Genomic DNA, 13,836 nt, shown 5'->3' with positions numbered 1-13,836 from the left:
ACTGTATAGTGAACGCGAGCATCTTGCAGATGAGATGAGTCTTATGACCCTTTTTCCTTGGGTTGTGGGGTGTTTGAGTCTTGTCTGTGTGATTTTGTTAGATTGTTTTATTGCTCAATTCTGAGAACTTTGTTTTGTGTTGAAGTTTTTAAGGGCGCACGGTGGATGCCTTGGCATCAAGAGCCGATGAAGGACGTGGGAATCTGCGATAAGCCTGGTGGAGTCGATAACCGGACGTTGAGACCAGGATTTCCGAATGGGGGAACCCCGCACCATGTTATGTGGTGTGACCTGCAGCTGAATGTATAGGCTGTGTGGAGGGAACGCGGGGAAGTGAAACATCTCAGTACCCGCAGGAAGAGAAAACAATAGTGATTCCGTTAGTAGTGGCGAGCGAACGCGGATGGGGCTAAACCGGTTGGTGTGTGATAGCGGATAGGCGTTGCATCATCGGGGTTGTGGGGTTGACATGTACCAGCGCTATCTTGCTGGTGGGATGAGGTGCAGGCGTATAGGTGAATCGGTTGGAATGCCGGACCATAGAGGGTGATAGTCCCGTAGGTGTAATGCGTGTCTGCCGTTCTAGTGTTGATACCCGAGTAGCACGGGGCCCGTGAAACCTTGTGTGAATCTGCCAGGACCACCTGGTAAGCCTGAATACTACTTGATGACCGATAGTGAATCAGTACCGTGAGGGAATGGTGAAAAGTACCCCGGGAGGGGAGTGAAATAGTACCTGAAACCGTGCGCTTACAATCCGTTAGAGCCTGGGACTTGTTCCTGGGTGATGGCGTGCCTTTTGAAGAATGAGCCTGCGAGTTAGTGTTACGTCGCGAGGTTAACCCGTGTGGGGAAGCCGTAGCGAAAGCGAGTCTGAATAGGGCGTTTGAGTGGCGTGATCTAGACCCGAAGCGAAGTGATCTACCCATGGCCAGGTTGAAGCGCGTGTAAGAGCGTGTGGAGGACCGAACCCACTTCAGTTGAAAATGGAGGGGATGAGCTGTGGGTAGGGGTGAAAGGCCAATCAAACTTCGTGATAGCTGGTTCTCCCCGAAATGCATTTAGGTGCAGCGTTACGTGTTTCTTACCGGAGGTAGAGCTACTGGATAGCTAATGGGCCCTACAAGGTTACTGACGTTAGCCAAACTCCGAATGCCGGTAAGTGAGAGCGTAGCAGTGAGACTGTGGGGGATAAGCTTCATAGTCGAGAGGGAAACAGCCCAGAACGCCAACTAAGGCCCCTAAGCGTGTGCTAAGTGGGAAAGGATGTGGAGTTGCTTTGACAACCAGGAGGTTGGCTTAGAAGCAGCCACCCTTGAAAGAGTGCGTAATAGCTCACTGGTCAAGTGATTCCGCGCCGATAATGTAGCGGGGCTCAAGCACACCGCCGAAGTTGCGTCATTCAAATATTTGCTTGGTCTTCGGATTGGGCGTTTGGATGGGTAGGGGAGCGTCGTATAGCGGGTGAAGTCGCGGTGTAAACCAGCGGTGGACGCTATACGAGTGAGAATGCAGGCATGAGTAGCGAATGACGGGTGAGAAACCCGTCCGCCGAATGATCAAGGGTTCCAGGGTTAAGCTAATCTGCCCTGGGTTAGTCGGGGCCTAAGGCGAGGCCGACAGGCGTAGTCGATGGATAACGGGTTGATATTCCCGTACCGGCGAAGGACCGCCCATACTGAGCTGTTGATGCTAACCATGATGGATTCCAATTGTTGATGCCTTCGGGTGTTTTTGTTGGTTGATGTGGTGGGAACCGATGCAGTGAGGTCAGCGTATTAACAGGTGTGACGCAGGAAGGTAGCCGAGCCAGGCAATGGAATTGACCTGGTCCAAGGGTGTAGGACGAGTCGTAGGTAAATCCGCGGTTCATGATGTCTGAGACCTGATAGGCGCCCACTTTGGTGGGTGATTCGGTGATCCTATGCTGCCTAGAAAAGCATCGGCGCGAGGTCCCAGCCGCCCGTACCCCAAACCGACACAGGTGATCAGGTAGAGAATACTAAGGCGATCGAGAGAATCATGGTTAAGGAACTCGGCAAAATGCCCCCGTAACTTCGGAAGAAGGGGGCCTGCCCCGTGATCAGCTCTTGCAGTTGTGAGCGGGTGTGGGCCGCAGAGACCAGGGGAAGCGACTGTTTACTAAAAACACAGGTCCGTGCGAAGTCGCAAGACGATGTATACGGACTGACTCCTGCCCGGTGCTGGAAGGTTAAGAGGACCGGTTAGCAACTTGTTGCGAAGCTGAGAATTTAAGCCCCAGTAAACGGCGGTGGTAACTATAACCATCCTAAGGTAGCGAAATTCCTTGTCGGGTAAGTTCCGACCTGCACGAATGGAGTAACGACTTCCCCGCTGTCTCAACCATGAACTCGGCGAAATTGCAGTACGAGTAAAGATGCTCGTTACGCGCAGCAGGACGGAAAGACCCCGAGACCTTTACTATAGTTTGGTATTGGTGTTCGGTGCAGCTTGTGTAGGATAGGTGGGAGACTGTGAAGCTTGGACGCTAGTTCAGGTGGAGTCATCGTTGAAATACCACTCTGGCTGTACCGGTCACCTAACTTCGGACCATGATCTGGTTCAGGGACAGTGCCTGATGGGTAGTTTAACTGGGGCGGTTGCCTCCTAAAATGTAACGGAGGCGCCCAAAGGTTCCCTCAGCCTGGTTGGCAATCAGGTGTCGAGTGTAAGTGCACAAGGGAGCTTGACTGTGAGAGTGACAGCTCGAGCAGGGACGAAAGTCGGGACTAGTGATCCGGCGGCACCTCGTGGAAGGGCCGTCGCTCAACGGATAAAAGGTACCTCGGGGATAACAGGCTGATCTTGCCCAAGAGTCCATATCGACGGCATGGTTTGGCACCTCGATGTCGGCTCGTCGCATCCTGGGGCTGGAGTAGGTCCCAAGGGTTGGGCTGTTCGCCCATTAAAGCGGTACGCGAGCTGGGTTTAGAACGTCGTGAGACAGTTCGGTCCCTATCCGCTGCGCGCGTTGGAAATTTGAGAAGGGCTGTCCTTAGTACGAGAGGACCGGGACGGACTAACCTCTGGTGTGTCAGTTGTACTGCCAAGTGCATCGCTGATTAGCTACGTTGGGAAGGGATAACCGCTGAAAGCATCTAAGCGGGAAGCCTGCTTCGAGATGAGATTTCCATGCACCTTGAGTGTGTGAGGCCCCCAGCTAGACCACTGGGTTGATAGGCAGGATGTGGAAGCAAGGACTAAAGACTTGTGTAGCTGACCTGTACTAATAGGCCGATGACTTTCAACACACAATATATACAATAATGACTAATAAGATCATTGCTGTTCGCGTTCACTATGCGGTTACGAGACAACAACTCGACAACCGAAACTAAACATGAGACTTGACAAGTAGTTTTTGTCGCATCGTTTCATACAACACCAGAAAATTGGTTTGTGTGCTTCGTGATTGTTACGGCGGTCATAGCGTGGGGGAAACGCCCGGTCCCATACCGAACCCGGAAGCTAAGGCCCACTGCGCCGATGGTACTGCACTCGTGAGGGTGTGGGAGAGTAGGTCACCGCCGGACTTAACTTAATAAAGATGAATGTTGGTTTGAGGCCCTAACCTTTTGGTTGGGGCCTCACCTGTTTAACCACCAACGGTGGGTTGGTTGCTGATTGTCGGCCGCTGATTGCTGGTTGGTAGGGGTTGAGCTGAAGCTCGACCCCTTTTTCCTGTTTAACGAACTGGTGACGGCTTCCGGCTACAGCAGCCGACGAGGCTGAGGGGCCGGCAGGTTCAAGGAACCACAGGTCTATTGCAAATGGCGGCTAGTTGACCGGTGCCAGGAAGCAGACGACAGATTTTCCACTCGGTTCCATGAGTGCGCAGCGATTTGCTTTCATCGCGTACGTAACCAGAATGTATGTCTCAATGGATTGATGTCCTGGACTTTCGACAACGGCTAATGCTGACACGTCCAGTCACGAACTTAACGAGCAATTGTCTTTGGCCGTAGCCTCTGGGTAGGTTAGAAACCCCCACTGCTATGGAGACAATGATGTCTGATGTTCAAACGAAATTGATCGAGATGCTACAAACAGCGTTGCCTCCAGGCTTGGTAGTTCTGGACGATGCAGCGCTGCTTGAGAATTCAAGAGACTTCGGACAGCTAGCAGTACAACCAACATTGCCACTAGTCGTTGTTTTCCCTACGGAAGTTTCACACGTTCAGGATGTGATGCGTGTAGCGACAGAGTTGCGCGTTCCAGTCATCAGCCGTGGTGCTGGTACTGGTGTCTCGGGAGGCGTTCATGTTCGTGGGGATGCCATAATTCTGAACCTGGCTCGGATGAACAAGATTATCGAAGTCCGTCCCGACGATGAAGTGGCCATCGTTGAACCTGGTGTTATCAACCATGAACTGAATTCTGCTGTTGAGCAGTTCGGACTGATGTATGCTCCAGATCCAGCGAGTTACAAGATGTCGACCTTAGGTGGCAACATTGCAACGAATGCTGGCGGTTTGCGGTGCGCTAAGTATGGGGTAACCCGAGACTCGGTTCTTTCCTTAGATATCGTGCTCTCAGACGGACGCCTGATTCGGGTAGGCAAGAATACTTTCAAAGGTGTAGCCGGATATGATCTAACGGCTCTATTCACTGGTTCCGAAGGAACCCTTGGAGTTGTAGTGCGGGCAGTTCTCAGATTGCGCTATCTTCCCGTGGATGAACGCGACATCTCGCTGCTCTTTCCAACTCTCGAGGAGGCGGTTCATGGTGTCCAACTCATTGCACGCGCACGGATTCAGCCGGCGATTCTTGAACTGGTAGACAATTCGACTCTTCGAGTACTAGATAAGCAGTATTCAACTGACTATGCGAAGGCCGGCGGGGCGATGGTGCTCGCCCGGCTAGATGGCTACGGTGCTATCCGCGAGGAGGATGCGATCCGTAAGGTGTTCCACGGAAACAACGTCGAGTTGAGCCTTTCGGGTGCGGAGGTAGCTACCAAGCTAATTGAGATGCGTCGAACTAGTCGAGGCGATACTAAGGATGATGCCTACCGTACCGGCGAGGATGTCGCCATTCCAAAGAGCAAGATGGTCGAGTACGTGCACAGATTACAAGCCGTTGCACAGGCCGAACATGTAGATATGCGCATGATTTCTCATGTTGGTGATGGCAATCTGCACCCTACTTTTTCCGTAGACCCCGACGAGGGGAAAATCCGTTGGAACGTCTTGAACGTGCAGTTGAGAGCTCCGTTCGAATTGCTCTCGAACTTGGCGGCACCATTACCGGTGAGCATGGCATCGGCTTGATCAAGAAAGACTGGCTTCCGTGGGAACAGTCTGCTGAGGTTATCCAGCTACAACGATCGATCAAGGCGCTGTTGGATCCATTGAATATTCTCAATCCAGGCAAGGGGATTTAGTCGCAGTCCTCGATCGAGAATTAGGAGTATATACACCTAGTTTGAACCGCTGAATTGATTATGTGTCCAGGATGCTCGAGGTGTAGAGTAAAAACGATCTTGATCACGGGATATGGCGCAGTTTGGTAGCGCGCGTCGTTCGGGACGACGAGGTCGCAGGTTCAAATCCTGTTATCCCGACTAAAGGCAAGATTGTGGGACCCAGTTCAGTTGAACTGGGTCCCACTGCTCTAGAACGGTGGATCGTCGAGCGAGTGAGCCGCGGATGAAACGGTGGCGCAGGGTAAGTGACAAGCCAACGAGCTGCAGATCACTCGAGGTTGGCCCCCTCAGAATGTGCGTTCGTGGAAGTTTTTAGGTATAGTTATATCTCGTGCTAAGGCATTCGTTGTTGGCAGGTCTTCCTGATCAACCAACGAAGACTAAAGCACATTGGGATATGGTGTAATTGGCAACACAGCAGTTTCTGGTTCTGTCGTTCTAGGTTCGAGTCCTGGTATCCCAGCGCTTCACCAAAGCAATTTGGTGAGTTGAAGATGCGTCTTCAGCATACGGCCCCATCGTATAGCGGCCTAGTACTCCGCCCTCTCACGGCGGCAACACGGGTTCGAATCCCGTTGGGGTCACATATCAAATATCGCAGAGCAGATGCTCTGCGATATTTTTGTTTAAGCACTGACGGTTGAGGCATCGGTAACGGGGCCTATAGCCCGACCCAAGGGCCAGATTGGGCGTCTGGCCCGGTAAATCAATGGAGCTACGCTGCCGGTGTAAGCCGTAGAACATGTGTTCGTCGTGTTATTCCTAGTGGTTATATGTTTTAGGTGCTTTCTGTACACCTTTTTGGCACTTAATCAGCCCTTTGGGAAATTGATCCCCACCGTATGGTGCCCCGGCAATGCAGCGCCGCATGAAGGCAACGATGTCGGACACTGATGTGTTTGGCGCTCGTATATAGGTGAAAGCAGACCGGTAGTTCCACCGCAGTCTAGTAGCGGCGAGATGTTTGTCCGGAGAAGCTGAATTTCCTGTGGAAGGCTAGAACGTCGCTAACGTTTATGGCTTGTATCGATGGCAGTGGCTGCCCCCAAGCGGAGCCTCCGTTCATCTTTGAAACGCGGAGGGCCTCGCTACGGGAAAGCTAATACTCTGAGGGGTTTCAGAATCGAAGATACATATCCTGCGTCTAGAGCTTTGCAGCAGAGTGGAAACTATTGCGCCAGATATAGGGTGAAGCGAAGAATGACGACCTTTGCTCCCCAGATTTGTTCTCCTCCCCAGATTCGTTCTCGCTGGCTGTTGCTGAAGAATCAGAATTGTAGATTCGTTGCCCCAGGGCTCTTGCCGTTGATAGCTTGCGCCGTAAGCCGTAAGCCGTAAGCCGTAAGCCGTAAGCCGTAAGCCGTAAGCCGTAAGCCGTAAGCCGTAAGCCGTAAGCCGTAAGCCGTAAGCACTGAAGTGGATCCATACAGGAAAAGTCTGGCGCATAGTTGTCGAGACAGACATCCTGTCTCTGACTCGTTGTCGTGTAAGAACCCTTAGGCACGTGGCACTCTTTTTATGATTACGCTAAGTCGCTGCGCTAGAGAGTATGTGTTTCTCAAGCAGCGGTAAGTGACTCAAGATTGGCTTGACAGGATTTGCGGAACCAATCAGCCAGTTTGTTGCAGTAGAGAATCTAACTTCAATGGAGTCCTGCTGTTCTAAGTCTGCTTCAACTTCGTTGGGGCAGACCCTCTTACCCAGAAGCACTTGTGGCGCCATGCTCGGGCCGTCGGGTCTATCGGATCGGGCCGCGCTAAGCCGGCGTTTTATGAGTATGGCTAGATCAGATATTCCAGCGGTCGGCCAACCGACAGGTACGCACGTTCTACTCGCTCGGAATTGAATTGATGTGTACGGACCGTAATGCCAGCAGCTGCTGAGACAAGTTGGCCACCGGTGAGCACCACTGTGTGTAGCCCAACTGTCGATGATGGAGCAGGAGCCAGTTGATCCTGATGTCCGCTAAAGAACCGCGCATGTCACTAAACGAGCTCTGCGGCAACGAATTAACATCAACTTCTGCTTTTTAGGGATGCCCCTGGTTTGTAGTGAGAGACCATGAGCGAATGAAGCTTCAGCCGTGTTCGCTTTACGTCGACTGCTAGAGGCCGGCTAATAATGACGATCTTTGCGTGCAGTGGCACAAGCTGATGTAGGCACATTTTGCTTCGAAGAAGTATCAAGGGCGGGCAAGTTCGGGTGCGTCAGAAACGGGCACGAACGGATGTAACCACAGTCACCTTAAAAACAAGCCATCCGATTTGTAACCTCTCGGATTCCCGTGTATAGTTTTTATCTGTCGCCGCAACGAGGTTAGCTTCAAAGCTGGTACCGATTCGGGCGACAATCACTCAGAAAAAGCTCAAGTATTTTTGAGCGTCTAATTTCTGAAAAAATATAACGCTGGACGATAACATAATCCAATTATGGATTTATGGAGAACCGGTAAGTGTTTGTTGTTTGAGAACTCAATAGTGTGCCAAGTTTGTTGATACCGAATATTTATTTTATTTGGTGAATACATAACATTTGCTTGAGGCATTGCACCCCCGTGTGATGTTCTTGAGTGTTTTTTATTCGCCAGGACTTCATTGGTTTCGCCCTTATTTTCCGAGGGGTTGCTGATGGCTTTTTATTTTTTTATGGAGAGTTTGATCCTGGCTCAGGATGAACGCTGGCGGCGTGTTTAACACATGCAAGTCGAACGATGACCCCGTGCTTGCACGGGTGATTAGTGGCGAACGGGTGAGTAACACGTGAGTAACCTGCCCCCGACTTTGGGATAAGCCCGGGAAACTGGGTCTAATACCGGATATGACTTCTTACCGCATGGTGGGTTGTTGAAAGATTTATCGGTGGGGGATGGACTCGCGGCCTATCAGCTTGTTGGTGAGGTAATGGCTCACCAAGGCGACGACGGGTAGCCGGCCTGAGAGGGTGACCGGCCACACTGGGACTGAGACACGGCCCAGACTCCTACGGGAGGCAGCAGTGGGGAATATTGCACAATGGGCGAAAGCCTGATGCAGCGACGCCGCGTGAGGGATGACGGCCTTCGGGTTGTAAACCTCTTTCAGTAGGGAAGAAGCGAAAGTGACGGTACCTGCAGAAGAAGCGCCGGCTAACTACGTGCCAGCAGCCGCGGTAATACGTAGGGCGCAAGCGTTATCCGGATTTATTGGGCGTAAAGAGCTCGTAGGCGGTTTGTCGCGTCTGCCGTGAAAGTCCGAGGCTCAACCTCGGATCTGCGGTGGGTACGGGCAGACTAGAGTGATGTAGGGGAGACTGGAATTCCTGGTGTAGCGGTGAAATGCGCAGATATCAGGAGGAACACCGATGGCGAAGGCAGGTCTCTGGGCATTTACTGACGCTGAGGAGCGAAAGCATGGGGAGCGAACAGGATTAGATACCCTGGTAGTCCATGCCGTAAACGTTGGGCACTAGGTGTGGGGGACATTCCACGTTTTCCGCGCCGTAGCTAACGCATTAAGTGCCCCGCCTGGGGAGTACGGCCGCAAGGCTAAAACTCAAAGGAATTGACGGGGGCCCGCACAAGCGGCGGAGCATGCGGATTAATTCGATGCAACGCGAAGAACCTTACCAAGGCTTGACATGTGCCAGACCGCCTCAGAGATGGGGTTTCCCTTCGGGGCTGGTTCACAGGTGGTGCATGGTTGTCGTCAGCTCGTGTCGTGAGATGTTGGGTTAAGTCCCGCAACGAGCGCAACCCTCGTTCCATGTTGCCAGCACGTAGTGGTGGGGACTCATGGGAGACTGCCGGGGTCAACTCGGAGGAAGGTGGGGATGACGTCAAATCATCATGCCCCTTATGTCTTGGGCTTCACGCATGCTACAATGGCCGGTACAATGGGTTGCGATACTGTGAGGTGGAGCTAATCCCTAAAAGCCGGTCTCAGTTCGGATTGGGGTCTGCAACTCGACCCCATGAAGTCGGAGTCGCTAGTAATCGCAGATCAGCAACGCTGCGGTGAATACGTTCCCGGGCCTTGTACACACCGCCCGTCAAGTCACGAAAGTTGGTAACACCCGAAGCCGATGGCCTAACCACCTTGTGTGGGGGAGTCGTCGAAGGTGGGACTGGCGATTGGGACTAAGTCGTAACAAGGTAGCCGTACCGGAAGGTGCGGCTGGATCACCTCCTTTCTAAGGAGCTAACCATTATTATGGTTGCCCATGTCTGTGCACGAGTGTTGTACGGGTGGGTTGCTCATGGGTGGAATATCAATGAACTCAATACTGGAAAACGTGTGCACGCTGGTCCTCATTATGAGTGGTTGGGGTGTGTGTCGGGGTATTGGCTGTGGCTGTATGGTGTTGGTGCTTGCGAGTACGCATTGTTACTTCACATGAATGAATCCGTCCTTTTGGGTGGGTTTGTTGGTGTGTGGTGGTGGTGTTGGAATGTGGGTGTTGATGGTGTGTGGTTTGTATGGTTTGGCATGCTGTTGGGTTTTGAGGCAACAAGCCTCCGTCCCTGGTGGATGATTTGATCAAGTGTTGCGGTGCTGGCCTTTTGGGGTTGGTGTTGTGATGGTTGGTTGATTGTCTTCTTGGGTGGCGGGGTTCTTGGTGTTTCGGTGTTTGTCCTGTGTTTGCTGCAGGCATGCTCGGTACGAGCAATGGTCCTTTTGGGTTGTTGTTGGTGGGTGTGTTTGTGGGGGTGTGGGGTTGTTGTTTGGGAACTGTATAGTGAACGCGAGCATCTTGCAGATGAGATGAGTCTTATGACCCTTTTTCCTTGGGTTGTGGGGTGTTTGAGTCTTGTCTGTGTGATTTTGTTAGATTGTTTTATTGCTCAATTCTGAGAACTTTGTTTTGTGTTGAAGTTTTTAAGGGCGCACGGTGGATGCCTTGGCATCAAGAGCCGATGAAGGACGTGGGAATCTGCGATAAGCCTGGTGGAGTCGATAACCGGACGTTGAGACCAGGATTTCCGAATGGGGGAACCCCGCACCATGTTATGTGGTGTGACCTGCAGCTGAATGTATAGGCTGTGTGGAGGGAACGCGGGGAAGTGAAACATCTCAGTACCCGCAGGAAGAGAAAACAATAGTGATTCCGTTAGTAGTGGCGAGCGAACGCGGATGGGGCTAAACCGGTTGGTGTGTGATAGCGGATAGGCGTTGCATCATCGGGGTTGTGGGGTTGACATGTACCAGCGCTATCTTGCTGGTGGGATGAGGTGCAGGCGTATAGGTGAATCGGTTGGAATGCCGGACCATAGAGGGTGATAGTCCCGTAGGTGTAATGCGTGTCTGCCGTTCTAGTGTTGATACCCGAGTAGCACGGGGCCCGTGAAACCTTGTGTGAATCTGCCAGGACCACCTGGTAAGCCTGAATACTACTTGATGACCGATAGTGAATCAGTACCGTGAGGGAATGGTGAAAAGTACCCCGGGAGGGGAGTGAAATAGTACCTGAAACCGTGCGCTTACAATCCGTTAGAGCCTGGGACTTGTTCCTGGGTGATGGCGTGCCTTTTGAAGAATGAGCCTGCGAGTTAGTGTTACGTCGCGAGGTTAACCCGTGTGGGGAAGCCGTAGCGAAAGCGAGTCTGAATAGGGCGTTTGAGTGGCGTGATCTAGACCCGAAGCGAAGTGATCTACCCATGGCCAGGTTGAAGCGCGTGTAAGAGCGTGTGGAGGACCGAACCCACTTCAGTTGAAAATGGAGGGGATGAGCTGTGGGTAGGGGTGAAAGGCCAATCAAACTTCGTGATAGCTGGTTCTCCCCGAAATGCATTTAGGTGCAGCGTTACGTGTTTCTTACCGGAGGTAGAGCTACTGGATAGCTAATGGGCCCTACAAGGTTACTGACGTTAGCCAAACTCCGAATGCCGGTAAGTGAGAGCGTAGCAGTGAGACTGTGGGGGATAAGCTTCATAGTCGAGAGGGAAACAGCCCAGAACGCCAACTAAGGCCCCTAAGCGTGTGCTAAGTGGGAAAGGATGTGGAGTTGCTTTGACAACCAGGAGGTTGGCTTAGAAGCAGCCACCCTTGAAAGAGTGCGTAATAGCTCACTGGTCAAGTGATTCCGCGCCGATAATGTAGCGGGGCTCAAGCACACCGCCGAAGTTGCGTCATTCAAATATTTGCTTGGTCTTCGGATTGGGCGTTTGGATGGGTAGGGGAGCGTCGTATAGCGGGTGAAGTCGCGGTGTAAACCAGCGGTGGACGCTATACGAGTGAGAATGCAGGCATGAGTAGCGAATGACGGGTGAGAAACCCGTCCGCCGAATGATCAAGGGTTCCAGGGTTAAGCTAATCTGCCCTGGGTTAGTCGGGGCCTAAGGCGAGGCCGACAGGCGTAGTCGATGGATAACGGGTTGATATTCCCGTACCGGCGAAGGACCGCCCATACTGAGCTGTTGATGCTAACCATGATGGATTCCAATTGTTGATGCCTTCGGGTGTTTTTGTTGGTTGATGTGGTGGGAACCGATGCAGTGAGGTCAGCGTATTAACAGGTGTGACGCAGGAAGGTAGCCGAGCCAGGCAATGGAATTGACCTGGTCCAAGGGTGTAGGACGAGTCGTAGGTAAATCCGCGGTTCATGATGTCTGAGACCTGATAGGCGCCCACTTTGGTGGGTGATTCGGTGATCCTATGCTGCCTAGAAAAGCATCGGCGCGAGGTCCCAGCCGCCCGTACCCCAAACCGACACAGGTGATCAGGTAGAGAATACTAAGGCGATCGAGAGAATCATGGTTAAGGAACTCGGCAAAATGCCCCCGTAACTTCGGAAGAAGGGGGCCTGCCCCGTGATCAGCTCTTGCAGTTGTGAGCGGGTGTGGGCCGCAGAGACCAGGGGGAAGCGACTGTTTACTAAAAACACAGGTCCGTGCGAAGTCGCAAGACGATGTATACGGACTGACTCCTGCCCGGTGCTGGAAGGTTAAGAGGACCGGTTAGCAACTTGTTGCGAAGCTGAGAATTTAAGCCCCAGTAAACGGCGGTGGTAACTATAACCATCCTAAGGTAGCGAAATTCCTTGTCGGGTAAGTTCCGACCTGCACGAATGGAGTAACGACTTCCCCGCTGTCTCAACCATGAACTCGGCGAAATTGCAGTACGAGTAAAGATGCTCGTTACGCGCAGCAGGACGGAAAGACCCCGAGACCTTTACTATAGTTTGGTATTGGTGTTCGGTGCAGCTTGTGTAGGATAGGTGGGAGACTGTGAAGCTTGGACGCTAGTTCAGGTGGAGTCATCGTTGAAATACCACTCTGGCTGTACCGGTCACCTAACTTCGGACCATGATCTGGTTCAGGGACAGTGCCTGATGGGTAGTTTAACTGGGGCGGTTGCCTCCTAAAATGTAACGGAGGCGCCCAAAGGTTCCCTCAGCCTGGTTGGCAATCAGGTGTCGAGTGTAAGTGCACAAGGGAGCTTGACTGTGAGAGTGACAGCTCGAGCAGGGACGAAAGTCGGGACTAGTGATCCGGCGGCACCTCGTGGAAGGGCCGTCGCTCAACGGATAAAAGGTACCTCGGGGATAACAGGCTGATCTTGCCCAAGAGTCCATATCGACGGCATGGTTTGGCACCTCGATGTCGGCTCGTCGCATCCTGGGGCTGGAGTAGGTCCCAAGGGTTGGGCTGTTCGCCCATTAAAGCGGTACGCGAGCTGGGTTTAGAACGTCGTGAGACAGTTCGGTCCCTATCCGCTGCGCGCGTTGGAAATTTGAGAAGGGCTGTCCTTAGTACGAGAGGACCGGGACGGACTAACCTCTGGTGTGTCAGTTGTACTGCCAAGTGCATCGCTGATTAGCTACGTTGGGAAGGGATAACCGCTGAAAGCATCTAAGCGGGAAGCCTGCTTCGAGATGAGATTTCCATGCACCTTGAGTGTGTGAGGCCCCCAGCTAGACCACTGGGTTGATAGGCAGGATGTGGAAGCAAGGACTAAAGACTTGTGTAGCTGACCTGTACTAATAGGCCGATGACTTTCAACACACAATATATACAATAATGACTAATAAGATCATTGCTGTTCGCGTTCACTATGCGGTTACGAGACAACAACTCGACAACCGAAACTAAACATGAGACTTGACAAGTAGTTTTTGTCGCATCGTTTCATACAACACCAGAAAATTGGTTTGTGTGCTTCGTGATTGTTACGGCGGTCATAGCGTGGGGGAAACGCCCGGTCCCATACCGAACCCGGAAGCTAAGGCCCACTGCGCCGATGGTACTGCACTCGTGAGGGTGTGGGAGAGTAGGTCACCGCCGGACTTAACTTAATAAAGATGAATGTTGGTTTGAGGCCCTAACCTTTTGGTTGGGGCCTCACCTGTTTAACCACCAACGGTGGGTTGGTTGCTGGTTGGTAGGGGGTTGAGCTGAAGCTCGACCCCCTTTTTCC

At 52.4% G+C, this 13,836-nt stretch carries 3 protein-coding genes, 3 tRNA genes and 5 rRNA genes; all 11 read left to right on the top strand.

The features are described from left to right. The first annotated feature begins 138 nt into the window (after positions 1 to 138). Positions 139 to 3,272, top strand: a 23S ribosomal RNA gene (locus N6V40_RS00055). A gap of 165 nt (positions 3,273 to 3,437) precedes the next feature. Continuing rightward, positions 3,438 to 3,554 (top strand): 5S ribosomal RNA (gene rrf / locus N6V40_RS00050). A 474-nt stretch (positions 3,555 to 4,028) separates the two neighbouring features. Further along, positions 4,029 to 5,291: an FAD-binding oxidoreductase gene (locus N6V40_RS00045; protein WP_262198435.1), complete on the top strand. Its 1,263-nt coding sequence runs from the start codon at positions 4,029 to 4,031 to the stop codon at positions 5,289 to 5,291. Next, on the top strand, positions 5,201 to 5,404 hold the full coding sequence (locus N6V40_RS00040; protein ID WP_262198433.1) for an FAD-linked oxidase C-terminal domain-containing protein: 204 nt from the start codon (positions 5,201 to 5,203) through the stop codon (positions 5,402 to 5,404). Before N6V40_RS00045 ends, N6V40_RS00040 begins: the two co-directional genes overlap by 91 nt. Positions 5,405 to 5,510: 106 nt before the next feature. Continuing rightward, positions 5,511 to 5,584 (top strand) — tRNA-Pro (locus N6V40_RS00035). A 253-nt stretch (positions 5,585 to 5,837) separates the two neighbouring features. After that, positions 5,838 to 5,909 (top strand) — tRNA-Gln (locus tag N6V40_RS00030). Positions 5,910 to 5,957: 48 nt separating this feature from the next. Further along, a tRNA-Glu gene (locus tag N6V40_RS00025) sits at positions 5,958 to 6,030 on the top strand. A gap of 2,058 nt (positions 6,031 to 8,088) precedes the next feature. Continuing rightward, positions 8,089 to 9,613, top strand: a 16S ribosomal RNA gene (locus N6V40_RS00020). Between the two features lie 20 nt (positions 9,614 to 9,633). Continuing rightward, positions 9,634 to 9,960, top strand: coding sequence for a hypothetical protein (locus N6V40_RS00015; protein ID WP_262198064.1), 327 nt, complete (start codon positions 9,634 to 9,636; stop codon positions 9,958 to 9,960). Positions 9,961 to 10,289: 329 nt separating this feature from the next. Next, positions 10,290 to 13,424: ribosomal RNA gene (locus N6V40_RS00010) — 23S ribosomal RNA — on the top strand. A 165-nt stretch (positions 13,425 to 13,589) separates the two neighbouring features. Further along, positions 13,590 to 13,706: ribosomal RNA gene (gene rrf / locus N6V40_RS00005) — 5S ribosomal RNA — on the top strand. The 16S, 23S and 5S rRNA genes sit together here, the layout of an rRNA operon. Positions 13,707 to 13,836: the final 130 nt, after the last annotated feature.

Origin of the sequence: Glutamicibacter sp. M10, assembly GCF_025452055.1 — a bacterium.
In the GTDB taxonomy this organism is placed as follows: Bacteria; Actinomycetota; Actinomycetes; order Actinomycetales; family Micrococcaceae; genus Glutamicibacter.
The sequence above is the reverse complement of the archived record's forward strand: the minus strand, read 5'-3'. Positions and strand labels throughout refer to the sequence as shown.